The organism is Ruegeria sp. D1(2025) (genome assembly GCF_056536425.1).
This window is the reverse complement of record NZ_JBQFPO010000019.1, coordinates 1-23332: the sequence shown is the minus strand read 5'-3', so window position 1 is coordinate 23332 and position 23332 is coordinate 1. Positions and strand designations below refer to the sequence as shown.

The following is a 23332-nucleotide window of genomic DNA, read 5'->3' as shown; positions in this document are numbered from 1 at the left end:
CAGATGGAGGACCCGATGGCGCTGGCTTTGGGGGTGGATACAGGCGGAACCTACACGGATGCGGTGCTGATCCGGGATGAGAAAGAGGTGATTGCCTCGGCCAAGTCCCTGACAACACGGGCGGACCTGGCGATTGGTGTGGGCAGGGCGATTTCGTCCGTGTTGGACGAGGCGCGGGTTTCACCCGACCAGATATCGATGGCGTCGCTGTCGACCACCCTGGCCACGAACGCCTTGGTTGAAGGGCAAGGCGGGCGTGTTGCGCTTGTGTATATCGGCTTCAAGGACAGTGATCTGGAAAAGCACGGGCTGAAGGATGCGCTGAAAGGCGACCCGGCGCTTGTGATTTCCGGTGGCCACAGCCATGCCGGTGGCGAAGCTGCGCCGCTGGATATTGCGGCGCTTGAGGCATTTTTAGACTCTCATAAAGGGATATCCGGCTTTGCCGTTGCTTCGCAATTCGCCACACGCAACCCGGCGCATGAGCTGGAAGCAGCGCGGATTATTGCGGAGAAGACAGGGGCACCGGTCACGTGTTCCCATCACCTGTCGGCCAGGCTGAACGGCCCGAAACGGGCGGTGACCGCCGTTCTGAACGCGCGATTGATTGGTATGATCGACCGCCTGATCGGCCGGGCACAGGACAGGTTGCACGAGCTGGGCATCACGGCCCCGATGATGGTGGTGCGCGGTGATGGTGCGCTGATGAGTGCCGAGCAGGCGCGTGAACGCCCGATCGAGACGATCCTCAGCGGCCCGGCGGCTTCGATTGTGGGGGCACGCTGGCTGACCGGGGTCGAGAATGCGCTTGTCTCTGATATTGGCGGGACCACGACGGATGTGGCTTTGATCCGGGACGGCAAGCCTGCGATTGATCCGGCCGGGGCGCAGGTGGGCGGTTTCCGCACCATGGTCGAGGCAGTGGCGATGCGGACCCATGGATTGGGCGGTGACAGCCAGGTTCACGTGGTTACTGAAGGCTTGGGCGGCGGCGTATTCCTGGGGCCGCGGCGGGTGCTGCCGGTTTCTCTGATCGCGTCGGAAGCGCCCGAAGTCGTGCATGCCGCGCTGGACGAGCAACTGCGGGCAACAACGGTGGGTGAGTTTGATACACGGTTCGCCCGAAGGGTTTCAGGGATGCGCGCTGATGAGGTCGGGCCGCGCGAGAATACCTTGCTGGAGCGGCTTGGTGACCAGGTTTTGCCACTGAGCAGCCTGTTGCGGACCAGAATGGACAACGGCGCGCTGACGCGGCTGGTGGACCGCGGGCTTGTTCAGGTCTCGGGCGTCACGCCTTCGGATGCCAGCCATGTTCTGGGCCGGGTCGATGCCTGGGATTCAAGTGCTGCCCGCAAGGCGCTGGAACTTGTGTCCCGCAAGAGGGTGGGGTCGGGTGATGTTCTGGCGAAGTCTCCGGAACAGCTAGCCGGCATGATCGTGGATCAATTGACCGAACAGACCAGTTTGACCTTGTTAGAGACTGCTTTTGCGGAAGAAGGGCATGGTTTTGGGGTTCCTCCTCAGGACCTGGCCCGTCATGTACTGACCCGGCGCGGCCTGGCAGGGCATCGTGGCCTGTTGTCTCTGGATACGGCTTTGAATGTCGATGTCGTGGGCCTTGGCGCTTCGGCACCCAGCTACTATCCGGCCGTCGGGGAGCGGTTGCGATGCCGTATGATCCTGCCCGAGCATACCGGCGTCGCAAATGCCATCGGTGCGGTTGTCGGGCGGCTGACTTTGCGGCGCTCGGGCACCGTAACCTCGCCTGCCGAGGGGCGATATCGCGTGCATCTGGACAGTGGGCCACAGGATTTTGCGGCGTCAGATCAGGCTTTGGCGCTGTTGGAAGCTGTTTTGAAGGAAGAAGCCGAATCCGCAGTCCGCGAAGCCGGGGCTGAAGATATCCGGGTCATTGTCGACAGGGACATCAAGACCGCGCGCATCGAGGCGCAGGATGTGTTTGTCGAAGCCCTTGTGACGGTCGAGGCAAGTGGCCGCCCACGAGTGGCCACTGGCTAGCCCCCCTTCGAATTCATAGAGGGTCGGGGCAGGTCGCCGTTTACTCGGCCGCATCCGCGCGTTTGGGCAGAACCCACTCCTGGCGCGGAAAGTGGCAGGTATACCCGTTCGGGATGCGGACCAGATAGTCCTGATGCTCTGGCTCCGCTTCCCAGAAATCTCCGACGGGCGCAACCTCGGTCACGACTTTGCCGGGCCATAGGCCACTGGCATTCACATCGGCAATCGTGTCCAGCGCGACCTGTTTCTGATTGTCGTCGGCATAGTAGATAGCCGAACGATAGCTCATCCCGAGGTCGTTTCCCTGACGGTTCACCGTCGTGGGATCGTGGATCTGGAAAAAGAACTCCAGTAAAGTGCGGTAAGATGTTTGTGCAGGATCGAACCAGATTTCGATCCCTTCGGCATGGGTGCCATGATTGCGGTAGGTGGCGTTGGGCACGTCACCGCCCGTATATCCGACACGGGTGCGGGAAACGCCGGGAAGTTTGCGGATCAGATCCTGCATGCCCCAGAAGCATCCCCCGGCAAGTACGGCGCGTTCTTCAGTCATCAGATGTCCTCCACATGGATCAAATATTCGCCATAGCCTTCGGTCTCCATCTCGTCACGATGAATGAACCGCAGCGCGGCTGAGTTTATGCAATAGCGCAGCCCGCCATGTTCGCGCGGACCGTCAGGAAATACATGCCCCAGATGGCTATCACCGTGTTTCGAGCGCACCTCGGTACGGATCATGCCGAGGGTGGCGTCCCGAAACTCTTCCACGTGTTCGTGGATGATGGGCTTCGTGAAACTGGGCCAGCCGCAGCCGGATTCGTATTTGTGGGTCGAAGCGAACAATGGCTCTCCCGAGACGATATCAACGTAAATCCCGGGCTCCTTGTTGCCCAGATACTTGCCGGTGCCGGGGCGTTCGGTACCGCTGCGCTGCGTGACGTGGTATTCTTCGGGTGACAGAGCGGCGATGGCCTCGGGGTCTTTGGTATAGCGGGTCATGGCTCCTCCGGTTTTTGACGCGACTTGGCCTTCTATTTGGGCATAACGAGGCAAAAAGCAAAATCATATTTCAGCCATCTCGCGCGCTCGTGCATGTGATCCGGTTGCCAGGCGGGCACGTAGTTCTCAGTAAAGGAGGTGCCGCCATGTTCAGACTGCTTCTGCTATTCGCCTTGCTGTTGATCGCCCGCGCGGTGCAAGCTGCGCCTTTGACTGGCGAATTTGATTCGATCGACGGCGGCACGTTGTCTATTGAAGACTGGCGAGGCCAGCCGGTTCTGATCGTGAATACCGCGTCCCGATGCGGGTTCACAGGGCAGTATGCGGGCCTGCAAAAGATTCATGACACTTACGCGGAACGTGGGCTGGTGGTTCTGGCCGTCCCGTCAGATTCGTTCAAACAGGAACTGGGCTCCACGGCAGAGGTAAAGCGGTTCTGCGAGTTGAACTATGACCTGACCCTGCCAATGACCGAGATAACGCCGGTCAAAGGGCCTGATGCGCATCCATTCTACAAGACTGTCGCCGCGCGGACGGGCTTTGTCCCCAGTTGGAACTTCAACAAGATCCTTATCGACCCGTCAGGAGAGGTTGTCGCCACGTTTGGGTCGAATGTGCGGCCTGACTCGCGGAAACTATTGAGTCAGGTCGAGGCTTTGCTGCGCTGAACCGGTTGTCTGGATAGCTGAACAGCTAAAATCCCCAGCGTGGTAATGCCTACTCCGACCGCATCCATGGGCCCGAGCTTTTCACCAAGCAACAGTGCAGCAATTGCGACACCGAACACCGGGTTCAGGAAGTGAAAGGTCGCGGCCCGGACAGCACCGATTCTGTTCAGCAACATGAACCAGATCAAGGTCGCCAGCAGCCCGGGGGCAAGGGTGGTGTAGGTGAACGCAAGAAGCAGGGGCAGAGTTGGATGGATATAGATCGTCTCAAAGAATGGCGCAGCCACAAACAGTACGGCTGAGCCGACAAACATCTGCAACCCGACGACCATCATGAAGTTCCCGCCCGATGTTGCACCGCGGACCGCCAGTGTCGCGAAGGTCAGGGCCAGGGCGCCGATCCCGCACAGCATCACGCCAAACATATCGACACCGGCGTTGATCCTGCTGCTCATGATCAGGGCGACGCCGAAGAAACCAGCCAGCAGCCCGACAATTCCCATGGGTCGCAGTTTTTCCCGGAAGAACAACCAACCCGCGACGGCAACCAGCAACGGCATTGTCGAGGCGATGATCGCGGCAACCGAGGCTTCGACCGTTTGCATGGCATAAAAATTCAGACCCAAATAAAGGGCATTTTGGCAAACTCCGAACAAAATGGTCGCCCGCCATTGGTCCCTTGTCAGATGCCAGCTTTGTCCCATGGATCGCGCAATCGCCACCCCGATGATGCCGGATAACAGGAACCTCGGGGCCAGTGAAAACAGCGGTGAAGCATCGGCAACAATGATCCGCGCCGAGGAAAAGGCCGACGACCAGATCAGGGCAAATGTCAGCCCCATGGCTATGGCGCGCAGATCCATGAAACCTCCATCCCGGAACGCCGGGACTGTTGCCGAATTCCGATCAGGCCGCAAGCGCTGCGGGGGTTCAGCGTCAAAAAAGCCACATGTGCCGTGCAAGAATTCTTGGGTTTTCGTTTTTATTGATTGACCAGCCAATTAAAGTTATTCGCGCCAAATCTGACCAATCAAGGGAGGTTTGTCGGTGTTCCTGGAATACATCTTATCTTTTGGCGTCCTGCTGGCCTTGGGCCTGGTCGCTTTCTTCGTCGTGAAATGGTGGAACCTGCGCTGCGTCGGCGTGACGCCTGTCCACCTGTTCACGTTTATCGCGATCCTGTTCACATCCGGGCTGGATGTCGGCCTGATCATGTTCCCTCTGACCGAGTTCGAGGGCTATGCCGAAGACCCGGCCTATGCATTCGCCAACCCGCTGGCGATCGAATTCGGGTTCTGGGGCTTTCTGATCTGGGCCTTCTACTTCCTGACCGCGTTCTATTTCTGCGTCATCGAACCGCGTGTGAAGTTCTTTGAGATCCCGCTGGTCAAGCTGATCAACAACGTGGTCATCATCGGCACCTGTGCTTTCACCGCCAGCCTGTTCCTGATCTACCTGCCCGGCTACCTGCCCGAGGTCGGAGATGGCGAATCCGTGGTCACCACCTTCTACATCATCGTGTTCGTGGTGATTCTGGCGGCGGCCTATTCGTCGACCGATCTGAAATACGTGCGTATCCTGTCGGTGGGATCGACCTTCCTGTTCCTGGCTCTGATCCTGGGGATGTGGGCGGCGGCCGGTATGGGTATGACCGGGTTCGTTGATACTGGCAGCAACATCAGTGCGTATTTCGCTAACCTGCACAAGTTCGTCCTGCCGCTGACCGACTATCACGCCTTCTACCTGTTCTGGTGGTTCGCATGGTCGATTATGATTGGCCAGTTCACTTCGCGCTTTGTCGGCGGTCTGACCACGTGGCAACTGTTGGCCGCGCTGCTGATCTTTCCGTCGATCCCGTTGGCGATCTGGTTCACCGTTCTCTACTACTACCACCTGAACGGCATCAGCACCGCAGGCGTGACCAACATCGCGATGGTGATCGTGGGCGTGACCTTCGTCATCAACTCGCTGGACTCGTTGATTAGACTCTATACCGACAATCTGAACATGACAGTCGAAAGGTTCGGCAAGGCGGCTTACGTGGCGGGCAACGTGGCGTTGCTGTTCGTCCTGACCCTGCTGTTCCAGAGCCAGTGGCTGCAGATCCAGTGGATCGGCGCGGTCGTGGTGGGTCTCTATCTGGCCTGTGTGGTCTATATCCTGCTCGCCAAGCGCAATGAGGTGCTGAGCATCGATTCCATGCCCGAAGATCGTGATCTGGACTTCCACAAGGTTGAGACAGTTCACTGATTGGTTTTCAAACAACAATCAGGAAAAGGGCCCCGATTTCGGGGCCCTTTTTTGTAAAGGCAAAGTCTTTCCGCCTTCGAGCGCTAGCTTGCGTCGGTATTGAGACGGTATTTGAGGAACTTCTCGCCACCGTAATCAACTTCGCCTACGGGACACGCGCCCAGTTTTCTAAGTGCGCCAAGTTTCTTGCGTGAGGGCGGCAGCAAGAATGTCACCGACGGTATCCGTTCGTCGGATTTTGCAAACTCCATGGCTTGTCTTGTTATTCTGACCCCCAATCCAAATGCGCCGGGTTTCAGGACCAGGCCGAAATCCCACTCTTCGCCCTCTTTTTGAAAGCCGCCCCATCCCACATAGTCGCCACCGTGCAGAAAGGCCCAATGGCCAAGTCCATCACGGGTCCAATAGGCCTCTTTCGCCTTCACGAACTCATTGACAGTCTCTTCATCCCAGTCCTGCGTCAGCAGGGGCATGTGTTCCGCAAGTCGCGGGTTCTTCATATGAGCCAGTATTTCTGGGGTCGAGATCTGGGTGAGCCGGGTGAAAGAAATTTCTTGTTTCATAAAACGGGATATAGGGAGGGTCTTGCGCACACAAAGAGGTCCACGCCAAAAACACCGGTCGCGATGATACCGCGCCGGTTCAAATCCGATGACTGCTTGGTGGTGAGCATGCGAGACCAGGACAGGTCTTGAACCCGGTGGGAGCTTACAGGTGCCAGCACAAAAAAAGGGCCGCGAAAACGCGACCCCTTTGAATCTTCATCGGTGATCCGATCAGCCGTTCACGCTGTCCTTCAGCGCCTTCGCAATGGTCATTTTCACAACCTTGTCGGCCTCTTTGGTGAATGTCTCACCAGTGGCCGGGTTGCGGACCTGACGCTCGGGGCGCTCACGGCAGTAGATTTTGCCGACGCCGGGCAGGGTTACTGCGCCACCGGCCGAAACTTCGCGGGTAATCAGGCCTGTGATGGCCTCCAGCGCGGAGTTCGCGGATTTCTTATCGGTCCCCATTTCCTCAGCGAGAGCAGCAACCAGCTGAGTCTTTGTCATAGGCTTTGCCATTTCTTGGTCTCCTTAACGTGCCCGATCTCTTGGGCCTCACCGCGTAACTGTAACGGGATATTGTGTTGGAACACAACGAATAGTAGCGCGGAAAACCCTAAAAATATGGGGAAAACGTTGCTTTTTTGCGTCAGAGGAAGGCCGTTTCGTCAAAAGAACGCAATTTCCGGCTGTGCAGACGCTCCAACGGCATGCCGCGCAGGTGCTCCATCGCACGAATGCCAATGGCCAGATGGCGGCTTACCTGCGTTGTATAGAAGTCCGAAGCCATGCCGGGAAGCTTTAATTCTCCGTGCAGGGGTTTGTCTGACACGCACAGCAAAGTGCCGTAGGGAACCCGGAACCTATAGCCATTGGCGGCAATGGTGGCGCTTTCCATATCCAGCGCGATGGCCCGAGACTGGCTAAGACGCTGAACCGGTCCGGACTGGTCGCGCAGTTCCCAGTTTCGGTTGTCGACAGATGCAACGGTGCCGGTGCGCATGATGCGCTTTAGCTCGTACCCTTCCAGTTCGGTGACTTCGGCAACAGCCCGCTCCAGCGCGACCTGCACTTCCGCCAGCGGCGGGATCGGCACCCAGACCGGCAGGTCGTCATCCAGCACCTTGTCCTCGCGCAGGTAGGCATGTGCCAGCACGAAATCCCCCAACGCCTGCGTATTCCGCAATCCGGCGCAGTGACCGACCATAAGCCATGCATGGGGCCGCAGAACCGCGATGTGGTCAGTGGCGGTTTTGGCGTTGGAAGGGCCGACACCGATATTGACCAGAGTGATGCCGGAACCGTCTGCGCGCTTCAGGTGGTATGTCGGCATCTGGGGCAGCTTCAGCGGTTGCTCCAGGGCGGCATCGGGTGTGGTGATCTCGACATTGCCGGTCGAGACAAAGCTTGTGTAACCGCTGTCCGGATCGGCCAGCTGTTCGCGCGCGTAGTTCTCGAACTCGGACACGTAGAACTGGTAGTTTGTAAACAGGACGTGGTTCTGAAAGTGGCTGGGGTCGGTCGCTGTATAATGGGACAGCCGCGCCAGCGAGTAGTCCACGCGTTGCGCGGTGAAAAGCGACAACGGTCCTGCCAGATCTTCGTGATCATGCACCCCGTTGACGATATCGTCGTTGGTGGTGGTCAGATCAGGAACGTCAAACACATCCCTGAGCGTGAATCCGGCAGCACCCTGCTGCGGCACCACCAGTTCCGGGTTGTTGGCCACGGCGAAGTGTACCGGGATCGGCGTATCCGAAGGCCCGATAGTCACAGGCTGGTCATGGTTTCGGATCAGCAGCGCGATCTGTTGTGTCAGGTAAGACCGGAACAGATCAGGACGGGTCACCGTGGTGGCGTGAACACCCGGTTCCGAAACATGACCAAAACTCAGTCGGCTGTCGACATGTGCATAGGAGGAGGTCTTGATGCGAATTTCCGGGTAATAGGCTCTGAATCGCTCAGTCGGAGCGCCGTGTCCCATGGTTTTGGCAAAGCTGTCGCACAGAAACCTTGTGGCCTGATTGTACAACTCCTCCAGCCGCGCAACTGCGGCTTCGGGGTCGGTGAAGCTTTGCGGATCAGGTGCATCCGGTGTTTTTATGATTGTCATGCAAGTGGTTCCAAAAGGTCGATTTTCTCAAACGTCCGCACATCCACCAGCCCAAGGTCGGAAATCCGCAGTTCCGGGATCACCACCAGGGCCAACAGTGAATGCTGCATGTACGCGTTGTTCAGCTTACAGCCGCAGGCTTCCATCGCCGCGACCATTTTTTGCGCCTTGTCGGCCACTTCCGAGGCCGGCCGGTCCGACATCAGGCCGGCGATGGGCAACTCAACCAGTGCCAGTTCCTCGCCCTCGCGGAAAATGGTGATACCACCGCCCACCTCGGCCAGGCGGTTCGCGGCCAGCGCCATCTGCTCGCGGCTGGTGCCGACAACGATCATGTGGTGGCTGTCATGGGCCACGGTCGACGCCATTGCCATGTTGCCCTGGTATCCAAACCCGGACACAAAGGCATTTGTCACCCCGCCAGTGGCCTTGTGCCTTTCAACCAGCGCGATCTGGCAAACATCACCCTCGCCTTCGACCAGCCCGCCGATGATCGGCAACTCGGCCTTCAGCGCTTTGGTCGGAGCCTGGTTTTCGACCACTCCGATCACATTGGCACGTACCCTGTTTGCGCCCGCCGGGGCCGTGATTTCAAAATCGGCATCCGTCAGGGTGTGTCCCAGGTGAACAGTGTTACGGGCCTTGTCCGGCCAGTTAAGGTGCGGGCAATCCACTGTGGCTTTACCGGCTTCGGCCACGACTTGCCCGCGCGCGATGACCATCTCGACAGGCAATTCGGTCAGATCCGAACTCAGAATAATGTCGGCCCGCCGTCCGGGGGTTACGGACCCTATTTCCCGCTCAAGCCCGAAATGGGTTGCGGTGTTGATCGTTGCCATTTGCAGCGCGATCAGCGGATCGCATCCGCAGGCAATGGCGTGACGGACAACGCGGTTCATATGCCCGTCGTTGACCAGCGTGCCCGAATGGCAATCATCCGTGCACAGAATGAAATTGCGGGGGTCCAGACCTTTCTGTGTCACGGCAGTGATCTGACTTTCGACATCATACCAGGCCGAACCCAGCCGCATCATGGACCGCATCCCCTGGCGCACGCGGGCAATGGCATCCGCTTCGCATGTGCCCTCATGATCATCTGCCGGGCCGCCTGCGACATAGGCCGCAAAATCAGACCCTAAATCGGGTGATGCGTAGTGCCCGCCGACGGTTTTGCCCGCCCGCTGCGTGGCGGCGATTTCAGCCAGCATCTTGGGGTCGCCATGGATCACGCCGGGAAAGTTCATCATTTCACCCAACCCGATAATGCCAGGCCAGGACATCGCCTTGGCTACATCATCGGGGGTGATTTCATAGCCGGTGGTCTCCAGCCCTGGTGCGGACGGTGCGCAGGACGGCATCTGCGTAAAGATGTTCACCGGCTGCATCATCGCCTCGTCATGCATCATACGCACGCCGTCCAGACCCAGAACATTGGCAATCTCATGGGGGTCGGTGAACATCGAGGTGGTGCCGTGCGGAATCACGGCGCGGGCAAATTCGGCCGGGGTCAGCATCCCCGATTCGATGTGCATATGCGCGTCGCACAGGCCCGGGACGATATATCGCCCGTTTGCTTCGATGATTCGCGTCTCGGGGCCGACGCAGTGTGACGCGTCCGCCCCGACATAAGCCACGCGCCCGTCGGCTATGGCGACGGAATGATTGGGGAGCAGTTCGCGGCTGTGTACGTTCACCCAGATACCATCGCGGATGACCATGTCCGCAGCTTCGCGCCCGGCGGCAACTGAGATCAAACGGGGGGCGACATCGGGCCAGCTTGGGAAAGGTGTGTATTCCATGGCTCAACTTTCCCGAATGCGCGGTCAGGTGCAACCCCCGGCAGTCGGGTATCATGAAACCATCACAATTTGCCGGATGGGGCTGAGCACTTGCAATGCGCCGCGGTTCGGGTTTTGCATGGTGCCATGGATTATGACGCAATAGATGCAGACAGTTTTGGGCGCAGCCTCAGTGGGATCGGTCTGAACCTGCTGGTTCGCGATGTACCGGCGGAATGCGCTTTTTTAGAGGCTGTTTTTGACATGACCAGCCACCAAGTGACCGCAGATTTTGCGATCGTCACCTACGGAACGCACGTCTTTCAGTTGCACTCTGACGGGACATACCACTCGAATCCCCTGCTTGGATTGCTGCCCGAGAATCCCCCGCGCGGGGCCGGTGTTGAAATTCGCTTGTACGAAACAGATCCGGACGATGCATCTGCCCGTGCAGAAGGGGCCGGGGGCACCGTTCTGCAGGCCCCAACGGATAAACCGCATGGATTGCGCGAGGCCTATATCCTCTGTGAAAACGGATATGCTTGGGTTCCCAGCCGCCCGAAAGACGTAAATCAGGACTGAGCTGCCAGCAGCGCGCAGCGCTGCTTGGCCCAACCAAAGGAGAGGCCCAACGGGCATAGATGATGGGCGGGAGACCTACTCGCTGGGATCAGCTCGGAACGGGTTCGGCAATTTCCTTTCGCAGCCATTTAGCAAACGCAACTGCCCCTGAATTCTCTTCGGCCTGAGGTGACAGCAACAGGTAGTACGCCTCGGGCATCGCGGCACGATGTGCGAAGGGGGCGATCAGGCTTCCTTTCTCAATCAGATGTTTGGCAATGGCGTCATGGGCCAGGCACAACCCGCCGCCAGCCATCGCGACGGACAGGCCAAACAGATAGGTGGTGGCATAAGTAATGGGCGGGTTTTCCCAATTTAGGCTCTGATCTTCCGCCCAGCTTGCCCAGTTTGACATGAGGTTCGAACAGTCGAACAGGGGCTGCTGTTGCAGGGTCTCCAAAGTGACCGGATAATTCGGAGCACATACCGGATAATAGGCGTCGGAACATAGAAACTCGGTCCTCACGGTATCTGCCGGACGCAAGGAATAACGGATCTCGACCGCCGCGCCCTCGGCCATTTCCCGGGGTTCCCAAAGTTCGGTGAAGATATTCAGTTGGACATCAGGGTGCAAAGCGCGGAACCGCGGCAGACGGGGGGCCAGCCAGTTTACCGCAAAGGTGATATTGCATTGCACCTGCACCGCGTTCTGCTGTGCACCCGTAACGGCCTGGGTGCCCCGGACAAGGGTGCGAAAAGCGTCACGAACGACAGGCAAATAAGTAATTCCGGCCTCGGTCAGCTCCAGCGCTCGGTGGCGACGCAGAAACAGGGGCTGCCCCAGGTGACCTTCCAGCGCCTTGATTTGTTGGCTGACAGCACTTTGCGTCATGTTCAGGTCGCGTGCGGCCCCGGTAAAGGAAAGATGGCGGGCCGCCGCTTCAAAGGTGCGCAGCCATCCCAAAGGCGGAAGCAGTTTTTGCATTTGCATAACCTCGGCATTAGCTGAGCTAATGGATTAACCGTGAATTTTTCGTTGGTCAAACTCGCTTGCAAAAGGCACGGTTCCACGCAGACCCGAATAACAGGAGTTTCTGACATGACCGTTGCCAGCCTGCGCCCCAATATTGACCACTGGCCCGAACGTGTGGACATGGCCGCCGCATTCCGCTGGACCGAACGGTTGAACATGCACGAAGCGGTCGCGAACCACTTCAGCCTGGCGGTGAACGAAGACGGCACGCAGTTTCTGATGAATCCCAATCAGATGCACTTTTCCCGTATACGGGCATCGGATCTGTTGTTTCTGGACGCAAATGACCCGAACGTGATGCACCAGCCCGGTGCACCGGACCCGACCGCGTGGGGCCTGCACGGATCGATTCATCGACATTGCCCACATGCGCGTTGCGTGATGCATGTGCATTCGATCTTTGCCACCGTACTGGCCTCGCTGGCGGACAGCACGATGCCCGCGATCGACCAGAACACCGCCACGTTCTACAACCGCTACGTTGTTGACGAGGAATTTGGCGGTCTGGCCTTTGAGAGTGAAGGCGAACGCTGTGCCTCGATGCTGGCGGACCCGAAAAAGAAAGTCATGATCATGGGCAATCATGGTGTTCTGGTGATCGGCAGCGATCCTGCGGACGCGTTCAACAGGCTCTATTACTTTGAAAGAGCTGCGGAAACCTACATACGCGCGCTGCAGACCGGACAGAAGTTGCGGGTTCTTCCGGACGAGATCGCCGAGAAAACGGCGCAAGAGCTTGATGACTATCCCGGGCAAGCCGAAGCGCATATGCGCGAAATCAAGGCCGTGCTGGACGCCGAAGGCTCGGACTACGCCACCTGAACCAGACCTTCCTGACGGGCAGAGCAACCGGACGTGTCTGCACGGTGCCGGAGCCCTGAATATTGCCGATCCCAACCACAGGATACATCGACGTGACAGACAATTCTCAGATGCAGGACATGAGCCGCGAGTGGAATTACCACCCTGATCTGCCATTGCAGAATCCTTCGGTGTTTCGCTGGCCACCTGATCCGGCGTATTTGGCGGGCTGGCTCGCCCGGAACTGGCTAACCCTTAGCGAACGGGTTCTGATGCTGGGATTGGCCGTTGCGCTGTGGGCGTTTTTCTACCCATCGCTCGAAACCGCCAGGACTTTTGCGTTTGGCTGGATTTTTCAGATCTGGCTGGTGAATTTTGCCATGATCTTCATCGTCGCCGGAGGGTTGCACTGGTACTTCCATATGCGCAAGGCGCAGGGCAAAAAGCTGAAGTTCGAACGGCGCGAGCTGGGCAAGAACAACAAGCTGTGGAATTTCAGCGATCAGGTGCTGGACAACATGTTCTGGTCTCTGGGGTCGGGCGTTCTGCAGCTGACCGGGTTTCAGGCCGTGACCATGTGGTTGATGGCCAACGGATATGCGCCGACCATCACCTTTGCTGAAAATCCGGTCTGGTTCATCCTTTGGCTGATCCTGCTGCCAATGTGGTCGGCCTTTCATTTTTACTGGGTGCACCGTCTGCTGCATCAGCCGTTCCTCTATAAAAAGGTCCACAGCCTGCATCACCGAAACGTCAATATCGGCCCTTGGTCAGGTTTCTCGATGCATCCGGTCGAGCATTTCTTTTATCTCTCGACCCTGTGCATTCACTGGATTGTTCCGTCCCATCCGATCCACCTGTATTTTCACATCGTGTTTCAGGGCCCGGGCGCTGCGATGACCCATACCGGGTACGAGGAGTTGCTGGTGAAGGATAGAAAACGGCTGGCTCTGGGCACGTTCTACCACCAGCTCCACCATCGGTATTACGAATGCAACTACGGCAATCAGGAGATGCCTTGGGACCGCTGGTTCGGAACTTTCCATGACGGCTCGCCCGAGGCGACCGAAGTTACCCGAGCGCGCAAGAAAAAGATGTTCGGCTGACTGGTGGCGGTTTCAAGTTCCGCGCGTCCGCAGGGCGCGCGGTGTCTCACCGAACTCGGCCCTGAACGCGCGCGTCAGGGCGCTGGGATCATCGTAGCCCGTGCGCAAGGCGATCTCGGCGATGCTCAGATCGGTTTCGGAAACCAGTTTGCGCGCCAGATTCAGGCGCAGCCGCCGATAAACCTGTGCTGGCCCTGCGCCGAGTTCAGAGTTCATGCGGATTGAAAGCGCCTTTTGCGAACGCCCCACGCGCCGGGCAATATCAGACACTAACAAAGGTGATTCCAGGTTTTCCTGCATCAGGCCCAAAGCCTTGTTCACATAGCCGCTGGTTGCACCGGCCCCACCGGTATGAGAGCGTGCGGAGTCGCGGGTCATGAACAATTGGGACACTTCCAGGGCCAGGGCCTGCCCGTGATCCCGCCCGATCAGAAACAGGACCAAATCGAAAGCTGCCATGGCGCCTGAACAGGTAATGCGGTTGCGGTCGATGACATATCGCTCACGCAGGGCCGTGACTTCGGGGAAGCGTTCGGTAAAACCTGTCAGTTCCTCCCAGTGGATGGTGGCGCGATGACCGTCCAGCAAGCCGGCCCGCGCCAGCAGCCAGCTTCCGGTGTCCAGGCCGGCCAGTGTCTGGAACCTTTCGGCAGCCGATCTTAGTCCGGCCAGCGTGCGCCAGCCGCCATGGGCCTGAAACCCGTATGACGGCATAACCCACAACATATCGCCATGAGATTTTTGCAGCGTTTCATGCGGTGCGACCTGCAGGCCGGACGAGGATGTAACGGGCCCAGGATCCAGCGACAGGAATGTCCAGTCATAAAGGGTTCGCCCCGACAGGGTGTTCGCCGCGCGCAGCGGTTCGACCGAATTGGCAAGGCAATGGTTGGAAAACCCGTCGAACAGCAGAACGCCCAGTCGCTGCGTTGCAGGAGGAGATTTTTTCCACTTCGGCATGATAATCGTCTAATTCTGTATGATCGTGATTTCAAGCCACGTCAGGATAGCGCCAAGTCCAAATGTGGAGTGAACCGATGCAATATGGCCTGTCCGACGAACAGGAGATGATCGTCTCAACCGTTCGCAGCTTTGTCGAGAACGAGATCTACCCGCACGAAGAACTGGTCGAACGGACCGGTGAAGTTCCGCATGAGATCGCCGAGGACATCAAACGCAAGACTCTGGAACTGGGCTTTTATGCCTGCAACTTTCCCGAAAGTGTCGGTTGCGCCGGGCTGAACCATCTGGAATTTGCCCTGGTCGAGCGCGAACTGGGGCGGGGTTCGATGGCGCTGAACCATTTCTTCGGGCGGCCGCAGAATATTCTTATGGCCTGTGAAGGGGATCAGATCGAACGCTACCTGATGCCTGCCGTGCGCGGTGAGCGGATGGATGCGTTGGCGATGACCGAACCCGGCGCGGGTTCGGATGTGCGTGGCATGAAATGTGCAGCTGTGCGTGACGGAGGTGACTGGGTTGTCAACGGGACCAAGCATTTCATCTCGGGCGCCGAGCATGCCGACTTTATCATCGTCTTCATCGCTACAGGCGAAGATCAGACGCCAAAAGGCCCTAAAAAGCGGATTACGGCGTTTTTGGTGGATCGTGGGACTCCGGGTCTCACGATTCGGGACGGCTACAAGTCGGTCAGTCACCGCGGTTACAAGAACATGGTTCTGGACTTTGACGATTGTCGACTGCCCGATGCTCAGGTTCTGGGTGAGGTCGATGGCGGTTTCGAGGTCATGAACACATGGCTCTATGCCACCCGTATCACCGTTGCGGCCATGTCCGTGGGGCGCGCCCGCCGCGCCTTTGATTATGCGCTGGATTATGCCGCGACGCGCGAACAGTTCGGGCAGAAGATCGGCAAGTTTCAGGGCGTTTCGTTCCAGATCGCCGACATGATCACCGAGATTGACGCAGCCGATTTGTTGACGCTGGCCGCCGCCGACCGGCTGGACCAGGGTTTGCCAAGCAACCGCGAGATCGCCTCGGCCAAGCTTTATGCGTCGGAGATGCTGGCGCGGGTGACGGACGCCGCGATTCAGGTTCATGGTGGTATGGGGCTGATGGACGACTACCCGCTTGAACGGTTCTGGCGCGATGCCCGCGTTGAACGCATCTGGGACGGCACCAGCGAAATTCAGCGCCACATCATCAGCCGCGATCTGTTGCGGGCGCTGGGCGCATGACGCCGGAGCTCGTGTGATGGGTGCTTTGGCGCGCGTTCTGAACCCTTCGACACTGGCGGTCATCGGTGGCGGTGCGTGGTGCGCCGAAGTGATTTCGCAGGCCCGCAAGTTCGGATTTGAGGGAGAAATCTGGCCGGTTCATACCAAGGCTGCGCAAGTCGCGGGTTTACAGGCTTATGCGTCGATTGAGGATCTGCCCCGCCCCCCCGATCTGGCTTTCGTGGGGATCAACCGTCATGCAACCGTATCCGCGGTTGCAGCCCTTTCTGCGAGCGGCGCGGGCGGAGCGGTCTGCTTCGCCTCGGGCTTCACCGAAGCGCGGGCCGAAGACGATCGGGCTGCCGATCTGCAATCGCAACTGGTCTCTGCCGCCGGAGATATGCCGATACTCGGGCCCAATTGCTATGGCTTTGTGAATGGCTTGAACCGAACTGCGGTCTGGCCGGATCAGCATGGAATGCAGCCTGTTGATCGTGGTGTGGCGATCCTGACGCAAAGCTCGAATATGGCCATCAACATGACGATGCAGCGCCGTGCCCTGCCGTTGGCCTTTATCCTGACCTGCGGGAATCAGGCTCAGACGCATCAGGCCGATATCGCGTCGGCCCTTTTGGACGATGACCGGATCACCGCCATCGGCGTGCATATCGAAGGCTTTGGCGATCTGCGCAAATGGGAGGCGCTGGCCACCAAGGCGCACGCGTGCGGGGTGCCGATCGTTGCGCTGAAGATGGGGCGTTCCGCGCATGCACAGGCGGCGACGATCTCGCATACCGCGTCCCTGGCAGGAGACGACGCCGGAGCACAGGCTTTTCTGAACCGCCTTGGGATTGCCCGGCTGGGTGACATTCCGAGCTTTCTGGAATGCCTGAAACTGCTGCATGTCACCGGACGTCTGGATGGCAACGGTCTGGGCATGATCAGCTGCTCTGGCGGCGAGGCGAGCCTGGGCGCGGATATGGCCGAGGGGCGCGATCTGCATTTCCCACCGCTGACAGACCGGCAAAAGACCGATCTGCGCGCCGCGTTGGGGCCGATGGTGGCTTTGGCAAACCCGCTGGACTATCACACCTATATCTGGCGCGACACTGATGCGATGACCCGTGCGTGGACCGGATTGACCGGGCCGGACAAGGCGCTGACGATGTCGATTGTCGACTATCCCCATACCGATGCGACCGACTGGGCCTGCGCCACGCAGGCGGCGCTGAACTGCGTCGCGCACACGGGTCGCCCCTTTGCCGTAACAGCGACCCTGCCCGAACTGATGCCGCAGGACGTGGCGCAACAACTGGTCGACGGTGGTGTTGTCCCTTTTGCCGGCCTGCACGAGGCGCTGGCCGCAATCGAGGCGGCGGCGCGCGTCGTACCTGAACCGGCAGAACCGGTTTTGTTGCCCTCAAACTCTGACCCGGATCAGGTTCTGACCGAAGCGCAAGCAAAAGAGGCTTTGGCAGGTCACGGCGTGAAGGTGCCGCGGCGTGTTGTAGCCTGCAAAAGCAGCGTGGCCGAGGCCGCAGTCGGTTTGTGTGGCCCCTTTGCGGTCAAAGGCATTGGCCTGGCACACAAGTCCGAACATGGTGCGGTTCATCTCGGTGTAAGTTCCGATGCTCTGACCGCCGTGGCAAAGAAGATCGGCACCGACGACATACTGATCGAGGAAATGGCGGATGGCGCTGTTGCCGAGTTGCTGATCGGCGTCACGCGTGATCCGGCGCATGGATTTGTCCTGACTTTGGGGGCGGGCGGGGTACTGACTGAAATTCTGCGTGATACCGTCTCAATGCTCGTGCCTTCGTCCCGGCAGGCCGTGCAGAACGCGCTGGGACGGTTGGCCTGTGCACCGTTGCTGGCAGGATACCGGGGCAAACCGGCAGCGGATATCGATGCAATTCTGGACGCGGTCGAAGCCGTACAGGCGTATGTCATTGCCAATGCGGCAACTGTCAGCGAAGTTGAAATCAATCCTCTCATCTGCACCAAGGAAGGTGCGGTTGCGGTGGATGCCCTGATCCGAAAGGCAAGCTCATGAATCCGGTCAAAACCAAACGCGATGGCGCAATTCTGCAAGTTACACTGGACCGACCCAAGGCCAATGCCATCGATCTGGCGACAAGCCGCGTCATGGGGGACGTATTTCGCGATTTCCGCGATGACCCCGATCTGCGTGTGGCCATTCTGACCGGCGGAGGGGACAAGTTTTTTTGCCCCGGCTGGGATCTGAAAGCCGCGGCTGACGGCGACGCGGTTGACGGCGATTATGGTGTTGGTGGTTTTGGCGGGCTTCAGGAACTGCGCGACATGAACAAGCCTGTGATCGCTGCCGTGAACGGAATCGCCTGTGGGGGTGGTCTGGAACTGGCGCTGAGCGCTGACATCATTATTGCCGCCGATCATGCCAGCTTTGCCCTGCCCGAAATTCGTTCGGGCACGATTGCCGATGCCGCCAGCGTCAAACTGCCCAAACGCATTCCCTATCATGTTGCCATGGAACTGTTGCTGACGGGACGTTGGTTTGATGCGGACGAGGCGCACCGCTGGGGTCTGGTCAATGAAATCGTTCCCGCCGATCAACTGATGGACCGCGCGTGGGAGCTTGCGCGGCTTCTGGCAAGCGGCCCGCCTCTGGTCTATGCGGCAATCAAGGAAGTTGTGCGTGAGGCAGAGGATTCAAAGTTTCAGGACATCATGAACCGGATCACGCGGCGCCAATTGTCGACGATCGATACCTTGTACGGCTCTGATGATAATCTGGAAGGCGCGCGGGCTTTCGCCGAAAAACGCGACCCGGTCTGGAAGGGGCGCTGAACGGCGCGGCTATTCAAATGCGTTCGAACAGCGCGATGAACGCGGTGTCATCCTTGTTTTCGCCTGCTGCAAGATCTCCGTAGATGCGAACTTCGGTCAGGGTCAGATTGCGGATCTGATCCTGTTCCAACTCCCTTAGCGCCTCGGCAAAGCCTAGCTTTTCAAAGTGCCTGGCGTTGATGGACAACGCGAACTGCGCCCCGGCACGCGCAATGCGCAACAAAGCGGGCAGAACATCCGGCCCCAGATGGCCATGCGTGAATGTGCCTGACGAAACGATGCCGGCATAACTGTCTTGGGGAACCGGGATTCCGTGGTTCAGATCGGCCTCGATCGCATCCCGATATATGTCCTTTCGCATTGCCTGACTCAGCATTTCACCACTGATGTCGGTGGCATCAATTGGCCCGACTCCCAGCCCTGCCAGCACTGCGCCGCACAGGCCGGTGCCAGCACCCACATCCAGAACCGGCCCTTGGCCGCCTGCACCGACAAAGGCGCGGGCGGTGTGAACATGAAGCTGATAGTCTTCGAGGGCCGCAAAGCCTTCGTCGTAATCTCCGGCCCATTCGGCATAGAGGCGTTTGTTGTCCTCTGGCGTTTTCAGCGCATAGGCGGCTTTCAGATCGGGGTTCTTGTCGCTCATGACACAATCAAAGGCGCATCAGGGGATTCGAATCAAGTATCCTCGGGCAGGTGCTTGCATCTGGCGCTTTAGCGGATCATCTAAGGGGCCATGACTGGATCTCTTTTTTCGTTTGGACACGGGTATTCGGCGCAGGCACTGTCGCGGCTGCTGATGCATGATGGATGGCAGATTGTCGGGACAACCCGGGATGCGGACGGGGCCGATGCAATCCGGGCCTCAGGTGCCGACCCTCTGATCTGGCCGGGTCAGGCACCTTCACTGGATGGGGTGACGCATTTGTTGATCTCGATCGCGCCGACGGCAAAAGGCGATCCGGTTCTGGCCGCCCTGCGGACCGAGATCGAGGCGCGGGCCAATCAGTTTTCCTGGGTGGGATATCTGTCGACAACCGCGGTTTACGGCGATCATCAGGGCGACTGGGTCGACGAATCGACGCCGCCTGCACCAACGGCTGACCGGGGCCAGTGGCGCTTGCACGCGGAACAGGAATGGGCGGGAATTCCGGGCCTGCCGACGCATATCTTTCGACTGGCGGGCATCTATGGTCCCGGGCGGGGACCGTTTTCCAAACTCAAACGCGGCGGGCTGCGGCGGATCATCAAGCCGGGGCAGGTCTTCTCGCGCATTCACGTTGCCGATATTGCGCAGGTACTGCGGGCGTCCATGGCACGGCCCAATCCCGGTTCGGTGTACAATGTTTGTGATGACGAGCCTGTGCCGCCTCAGGACGTCATCGGTTACGCGGCCGAGCTTCAGGGGCTTCCGCTGCCACCAGCCGTGGCATTCGAGGACGCTGACATGACTCCGATGGCGCGGAGTTTCTATAATGAGAACAAGCGCGTCAGAAACGACCGTATCAAGGAAGAGCTGGGCGTGCGGCTTCTTTATCCCGACTATCGTGTCGGGCTGGAATCCCTGATGAAGCGGTAGCGGTTAAGAAACGCCATTTCTGACTGGATCTTTTACTGTTGAATCCCCTGGTCAGGCGACCTGAGGGGATGAGTGTGGTGTGCATGTCGGGTGTTGGTCCGGCCCGACCAGGTTTCGCTGTCTGAGGTGAATTCCAAGTAATAGCTAAAAGCTATGAAACTGATCGGAAAACAAAACTTTTTTGCATGGTTTGAATTTGCTACTTCTGCCGGTGAGTGATGTGGACGACTCGGCACGATGAGTGCTGTTCGAACCACTATACTTATCTGAGATTTGCACACGCGAACCTGCCGGACTTAGCCAGGATTGGAGATCGATATGGACGGAAGTGATAACCCCAAAACAGGCGGATGCCCTGTCATGCATGGTGCGGGTACCCGGTCGAACCGGGACTGGTGGCCGAACCAGTTGAACCTGTCGATTCTGCACCAGAAAACGCCTGCATCAAATCCGCTGGGTGCGGATTTTGATTACGCCGAAGAATTCAAGAAGCTGGACATGAAAGCGCTTAAGGAAGACCTTTATGCGCTGATGACGGATTCGCAGGACTGGTGGCCGGCGGACTATGGCCACTACGGTGGCCTGTTTATCCGGATGGCCTGGCACAGCGCCGGGACGTACCGGACGGCGGATGGACGCGGCGGGGCCTCGACGGGAAACCAGCGGTTCGCACCGTTGAACAGCTGGCCGGACAACGGCAACCTCGACAAGGCCCGCCGTCTTCTGTGGCCGATCAAACAGAAATACGGCAACCAGATCTCATGGGCCGATCTGATGATTCTGGCCGGTAACTGCGCCATCGAGTCGATGGGGGGCAAGACCTTTGGTTTCGCCGGAGGCCGCGAAGATATCTGGGCACCCGAGGAAGACATCTATTGGGGTGCCGAGACGGACTGGCTGGCTCCGACAGACAACCCGCACAGCCGCTATTCGGGCGAGCGCGATCTGGAAAACCCGCTGGCCGCCGTGCAGATGGGTCTGATCTATGTGAACCCGGAAGGCCCGGATGGTGAACCCAACGTTCTGGCCTCGGGCCGCGATATTCGCGATACTTTTGGCCGGATGGCGATGAACGACGAGGAAACCGTTGCGCTGGTTGCGGGTGGTCATACTTTCGGCAAAGCGCACGGTGCGGGCGACCCCGATCTGGTCGGTCCGGAACCAGAAGCCGCCCCGATCGAGGAAATGGGCTTTGGCTGGATCAATAAGTTTGGTTCGGGCAAGGGGGATGACACCACGACCTCGGGGATCGAAGGCGCATGGACTGCGAACCCGATCAAATGGGACAACGGCTATTTTGACCTGCTGTTCGGCTATGACTGGAACCTGACCAAAAGCCCCTCGGGCGCGTATATCTGGGAGCCGGTCGGCGTGAAAGAGGAAGACATGGCCCCGGCGGCGCATGATCCGTCCAAGAAGGTGAAGACCATGATGACAACCGCCGACATGGCGATGCGCATGGACCCGATCTACGGCCCGATCTCGAAGCGTTTCCATGAGAACCCGGAAGAGTTCGCAGATGCCTTCGCACGGGCCTGGTTCAAACTGACCCACCGCGACATGGGTCCGCGTTCGGCCTATATTGGTCCGGAAGCCCCGACCGAAGAGTTGATCTGGCAGGACAACGTTCCGGCCGTGGATCACGATCTGGTCGATGATGCGGATGTGGCAGACCTTAAGGCCAAGATTGCAGCGGCAGGATTGTCGGTGTCTCAGCTGGTTTCGACCGCCTGGGCCTCTGCTTCGACCTTCCGCGGATCTGACAAACGCGGAGGTGCCAATGGTGCACGTATCCGGCTTGCGCCGCAGAAAGACTGGGACGTCAACGAGCCATTGAAACTGTCCAAGGCGCTGAATGCCCTGTCGGGAGTTCAGAAGGCGTTTAATGACGGACAGTCGGGTGGCAAGAAAGTATCGCTGGCGGATGTGATCGTTCTTGCGGGTGCGGTTGGAATCGAGCAGGCGGCCAAAGCCGGTGGTCAGGATGTCGAAGTGCCTTTCACCCCGGGCCGCACCGATGCGACGCAGGAACAGACCGATGTCGAGAGCTTCTCGGTGATGGAACCCATCGCTGACGGTTTCCGCAACTACCAGAAGGCCGACTACACCGTCTCACCCGAGGAGTTGCTGGTTGACCGGGCGCAGTTGTTGAACCTGTCGGCACCCGAGATGACAGCACTTGTCGGTGGCCTGCGCGTTCTGGGCGCCAACTTCGGCGACGGCAAGCATGGCGTCTTCACCGATCGTGTCGGAGCGCTGACCAACGACTTCTTCACCAACATTCTGGACATGAGCACCGAATGGAAGCCCGCAGGCAAGGGCGTCTACGAAGGGCGCGACCGGTCCAGCGGAGAGGTCAAATGGACCGGCACCCGAGTTGATCTGGTCTTTGGTTCGAACTCGCAGCTGCGGGCACTGGCCGAGGTCTATGGTCAGGCCGACGCCGAGGGCAAATTCGTCTGTGACTTTGTCTCGGCCTGGAACAAGGTGATGAACGCGGATCGTTTCGATCTGCAGTAAACCAGCGACCATTACTGTGATTGCGCCGCCTGAGGAGACTCGGGTGGCGTTTTCTTTGGTTAGCATCTAGGTGCATACCAAACATTGGGTACGATTCCGCCGAAAGGTCGACTTCTTACCCGGTTTCTGCAGCGCACAAGCCGCTCAAACGCGCGAATTATTAAGATAACCTGTTGTTTTCATTAACCCGCGTCAGTTTCTGCAGTGAAATGTGAAGTTTTTTGAAAATGGGGGTTGCAGGTCCCAGACCTAATCCGTAAATACCCCTTCACCGGCGCTGCTGAGGCGGTGCTGACGGGTCGGGGAGACGGCCTGACGGACTGGAAAGACGGTTGAGACGCTCGGGAGAGACCG

General features: G+C 58.8%; 21 protein-coding genes. 11 read left to right on the top strand and 10 right to left on the bottom strand.

Annotated features, from left to right (window positions below; genetic code table 11):
• The first annotated feature begins 15 nt into the window (after positions 1–15).
• Positions 16–2019, top strand: coding sequence for a hydantoinase/oxoprolinase family protein (locus ACR1XU_RS22305; RefSeq protein ID WP_480906746.1), 2004 nt, complete (start codon positions 16–18; stop codon positions 2017–2019).
• A 40-nt stretch (positions 2020–2059) separates the two neighbouring features.
• On the opposite strand, the gene msrA is transcribed toward ACR1XU_RS22305, so the two are convergent.
• Complete coding sequence (msrA, locus tag ACR1XU_RS22300) at positions 2060–2572, bottom strand: peptide-methionine (S)-S-oxide reductase MsrA (protein WP_480906507.1); 513 nt, start codon at positions 2570–2572, stop codon at positions 2060–2062.
• A complete protein-coding gene (gene msrB, locus ACR1XU_RS22295; RefSeq protein WP_170617350.1) occupies positions 2572–3018 on the bottom strand; it encodes a peptide-methionine (R)-S-oxide reductase MsrB in 447 nt (148 codons plus the stop codon). The genes msrA and msrB overlap by 1 nt, the downstream gene beginning before the upstream one ends.
• Before the next feature lie 146 nt (positions 3019–3164).
• On the opposite strand from msrB, the gene ACR1XU_RS22290 reads away from it, so the two are divergent.
• Complete coding sequence (locus ACR1XU_RS22290; protein ID WP_480906505.1) at positions 3165–3686, top strand: glutathione peroxidase; 522 nt, start codon at positions 3165–3167, stop codon at positions 3684–3686.
• Here the strand turns inward: ACR1XU_RS22290 and ACR1XU_RS22285 are convergent.
• Entirely contained in the window at positions 3662–4549 is an 888-nt protein-coding gene (locus tag ACR1XU_RS22285; protein ID WP_480906502.1) for a DMT family transporter, read from the bottom strand. The two genes, ACR1XU_RS22290 and ACR1XU_RS22285, sit on opposite strands and share 25 nt — an antisense overlap.
• 190 nt (positions 4550–4739) lie before the next feature.
• Between ACR1XU_RS22285 and ACR1XU_RS22280 the strand changes: the two genes are divergently transcribed.
• On the top strand, positions 4740–5936 hold the full coding sequence (locus tag ACR1XU_RS22280; protein WP_480906743.1) for a BCCT family transporter: 1197 nt from the start codon (positions 4740–4742) through the stop codon (positions 5934–5936).
• Positions 5937–6019: 83 nt separating this feature from the next.
• Here the strand turns inward: ACR1XU_RS22280 and ACR1XU_RS22275 are convergent, their stop codons facing one another.
• From ACR1XU_RS22275 to ade, 4 genes are all read right to left on the bottom strand, one after another.
• Positions 6020–6409 carry a hypothetical protein gene (locus tag ACR1XU_RS22275; protein WP_480906499.1) on the bottom strand — a complete coding sequence of 130 codons (390 nt, stop codon included), beginning with the start codon at positions 6407–6409 and terminating at the stop codon, positions 6020–6022.
• Positions 6410–6712: 303 nt separating this feature from the next.
• Entirely contained in the window at positions 6713–7000 is a 288-nt protein-coding gene (locus ACR1XU_RS22270; RefSeq protein WP_117871130.1) for an HU family DNA-binding protein, read from the bottom strand.
• 130 nt (positions 7001–7130) lie between these two features.
• Positions 7131–8594: an AMP nucleosidase gene (locus ACR1XU_RS22265; protein ID WP_170682596.1), complete on the bottom strand. Its 1464-nt coding sequence runs from the start codon at positions 8592–8594 to the stop codon at positions 7131–7133.
• Positions 8591–10393, bottom strand: coding sequence for an adenine deaminase (gene ade, locus ACR1XU_RS22260; protein WP_480906496.1), 1803 nt, complete (start codon positions 10391–10393; stop codon positions 8591–8593). Before ade ends, ACR1XU_RS22265 begins: the two co-directional genes overlap by 4 nt.
• Before the next feature lie 126 nt (positions 10394–10519).
• Here ade and ACR1XU_RS22255 point away from each other — a divergent pair, with 126 nt between their 5' ends.
• Positions 10520–10954: a VOC family protein gene (locus ACR1XU_RS22255; RefSeq protein ID WP_480906493.1), complete on the top strand. Its 435-nt coding sequence runs from the start codon at positions 10520–10522 to the stop codon at positions 10952–10954.
• Between the two features lie 88 nt (positions 10955–11042).
• Here ACR1XU_RS22255 and ACR1XU_RS22250 read toward each other — a convergent pair whose 3' ends face one another.
• Positions 11043–11918: a LysR family transcriptional regulator gene (locus ACR1XU_RS22250; RefSeq protein ID WP_480906490.1), complete on the bottom strand. Its 876-nt coding sequence runs from the start codon at positions 11916–11918 to the stop codon at positions 11043–11045.
• Between the two features lie 114 nt (positions 11919–12032).
• Between ACR1XU_RS22250 and ACR1XU_RS22245 the strand changes: the two genes are divergently transcribed.
• Both ACR1XU_RS22245 and ACR1XU_RS22240 read left to right on the top strand, forming a co-directional pair.
• Positions 12033–12788 (top strand): class II aldolase and adducin N-terminal domain-containing protein, encoded by a 756-nt coding sequence (locus ACR1XU_RS22245; RefSeq protein WP_480906487.1) that lies wholly within the window; start codon positions 12033–12035, stop codon positions 12786–12788.
• 92 nt (positions 12789–12880) lie between these two features.
• On the top strand, positions 12881–13873 hold the full coding sequence (locus ACR1XU_RS22240) for a sterol desaturase family protein (RefSeq protein ID WP_480906484.1): 993 nt from the start codon (positions 12881–12883) through the stop codon (positions 13871–13873).
• Positions 13874–13885: 12 nt separating this feature from the next.
• Here the strand turns inward: ACR1XU_RS22240 and ACR1XU_RS22235 are convergent, their stop codons facing one another.
• Positions 13886–14833: a GlxA family transcriptional regulator gene (locus ACR1XU_RS22235; RefSeq protein ID WP_170619856.1), complete on the bottom strand. Its 948-nt coding sequence runs from the start codon at positions 14831–14833 to the stop codon at positions 13886–13888.
• 77 nt (positions 14834–14910) lie between these two features.
• Between ACR1XU_RS22235 and ACR1XU_RS22230 the strand changes: the two genes are divergently transcribed.
• The 3 genes from ACR1XU_RS22230 to ACR1XU_RS22220 are packed head-to-tail and all read left to right on the top strand — an operon-like array spanning position 14911 to position 18879.
• The gene (locus tag ACR1XU_RS22230; RefSeq protein ID WP_480906481.1) at positions 14911–16071 is read left to right on the top strand and encodes an acyl-CoA dehydrogenase family protein; all 1161 of its coding nucleotides are present in this window, start codon (positions 14911–14913) and stop codon (positions 16069–16071) included.
• Between the two features lie 16 nt (positions 16072–16087).
• Positions 16088–18103: an acetate--CoA ligase family protein gene (locus tag ACR1XU_RS22225; RefSeq protein WP_480906478.1), complete on the top strand. Its 2016-nt coding sequence runs from the start codon at positions 16088–16090 to the stop codon at positions 18101–18103.
• The gene (locus tag ACR1XU_RS22220; protein WP_170682602.1) at positions 18100–18879 is read left to right on the top strand and encodes a carnitinyl-CoA dehydratase; all 780 of its coding nucleotides are present in this window, start codon (positions 18100–18102) and stop codon (positions 18877–18879) included. The genes ACR1XU_RS22225 and ACR1XU_RS22220 overlap by 4 nt, the downstream gene beginning before the upstream one ends.
• A 13-nt stretch (positions 18880–18892) precedes the next feature.
• Here ACR1XU_RS22220 and ACR1XU_RS22215 read toward each other — a convergent pair whose 3' ends face one another.
• Positions 18893–19525 carry a class I SAM-dependent DNA methyltransferase gene (locus tag ACR1XU_RS22215; RefSeq protein WP_480906474.1) on the bottom strand — a complete coding sequence of 211 codons (633 nt, stop codon included), beginning with the start codon at positions 19523–19525 and terminating at the stop codon, positions 18893–18895.
• A gap of 90 nt (positions 19526–19615) precedes the next feature.
• On the opposite strand from ACR1XU_RS22215, the gene ACR1XU_RS22210 reads away from it, so the two are divergent.
• Together ACR1XU_RS22210 and katG are read left to right on the top strand one after the other, a co-directional pair.
• Positions 19616–20458, top strand: a complete 843-nt coding sequence (locus ACR1XU_RS22210; protein WP_480906471.1) for an SDR family oxidoreductase — start codon at positions 19616–19618, stop codon at positions 20456–20458.
• Between the two features lie 318 nt (positions 20459–20776).
• Positions 20777–22978, top strand: a complete 2202-nt coding sequence (katG, locus tag ACR1XU_RS22205; RefSeq protein WP_480906468.1) for a catalase/peroxidase HPI — start codon at positions 20777–20779, stop codon at positions 22976–22978.
• Positions 22979–23332 lie beyond the last annotated feature (354 nt).

Excerpts from the sequence above, each read along its gene's own strand:
- ACR1XU_RS22305 (WP_480906746.1), top strand. The coding sequence starts at position 16 with ATGGCGCTGGCTTTGGGGGTGGATACAGGCGGAACCTACACGGATGCG.
- msrA (WP_480906507.1), bottom strand. The coding sequence starts at position 2,572 with ATGACTGAAGAACGCGCCGTACTTGCCGGGGGATGCTTCTGGGGCATG.
- msrB (WP_170617350.1), bottom strand. The coding sequence starts at position 3,018 with ATGACCCGCTATACCAAAGACCCCGAGGCCATCGCCGCTCTGTCACCC.
- ACR1XU_RS22290 (WP_480906505.1), top strand. The coding sequence starts at position 3,165 with ATGTTCAGACTGCTTCTGCTATTCGCCTTGCTGTTGATCGCCCGCGCG.
- ACR1XU_RS22285 (WP_480906502.1), bottom strand. The coding sequence starts at position 4,549 with ATGGATCTGCGCGCCATAGCCATGGGGCTGACATTTGCCCTGATCTGG.
- ACR1XU_RS22275 (WP_480906499.1), bottom strand. The coding sequence starts at position 6,409 with ATGCCCCTGCTGACGCAGGACTGGGATGAAGAGACTGTCAATGAGTTC.
- ACR1XU_RS22270 (WP_117871130.1), bottom strand. The coding sequence starts at position 7,000 with ATGGCAAAGCCTATGACAAAGACTCAGCTGGTTGCTGCTCTCGCTGAG.
- ACR1XU_RS22265 (WP_170682596.1), bottom strand. The coding sequence starts at position 8,594 with ATGACAATCATAAAAACACCGGATGCACCTGATCCGCAAAGCTTCACC.
- ade (WP_480906496.1), bottom strand. The coding sequence starts at position 10,393 with ATGGAATACACACCTTTCCCAAGCTGGCCCGATGTCGCCCCCCGTTTG.
- ACR1XU_RS22255 (WP_480906493.1), top strand. The coding sequence starts at position 10,520 with ATGGATTATGACGCAATAGATGCAGACAGTTTTGGGCGCAGCCTCAGT.
- ACR1XU_RS22250 (WP_480906490.1), bottom strand. The coding sequence starts at position 11,918 with ATGCAAAAACTGCTTCCGCCTTTGGGATGGCTGCGCACCTTTGAAGCG.
- ACR1XU_RS22245 (WP_480906487.1), top strand. The coding sequence starts at position 12,033 with ATGACCGTTGCCAGCCTGCGCCCCAATATTGACCACTGGCCCGAACGT.
- ACR1XU_RS22235 (WP_170619856.1), bottom strand. The coding sequence starts at position 14,833 with ATGCCGAAGTGGAAAAAATCTCCTCCTGCAACGCAGCGACTGGGCGTT.
- ACR1XU_RS22230 (WP_480906481.1), top strand. The coding sequence starts at position 14,911 with ATGCAATATGGCCTGTCCGACGAACAGGAGATGATCGTCTCAACCGTT.
- ACR1XU_RS22225 (WP_480906478.1), top strand. The coding sequence starts at position 16,088 with ATGGGTGCTTTGGCGCGCGTTCTGAACCCTTCGACACTGGCGGTCATC.
- ACR1XU_RS22220 (WP_170682602.1), top strand. The coding sequence starts at position 18,100 with ATGAATCCGGTCAAAACCAAACGCGATGGCGCAATTCTGCAAGTTACA.
- ACR1XU_RS22215 (WP_480906474.1), bottom strand. The coding sequence starts at position 19,525 with ATGAGCGACAAGAACCCCGATCTGAAAGCCGCCTATGCGCTGAAAACG.
- ACR1XU_RS22210 (WP_480906471.1), top strand. The coding sequence starts at position 19,616 with ATGACTGGATCTCTTTTTTCGTTTGGACACGGGTATTCGGCGCAGGCA.
- katG (WP_480906468.1), top strand. The coding sequence starts at position 20,777 with ATGGACGGAAGTGATAACCCCAAAACAGGCGGATGCCCTGTCATGCAT.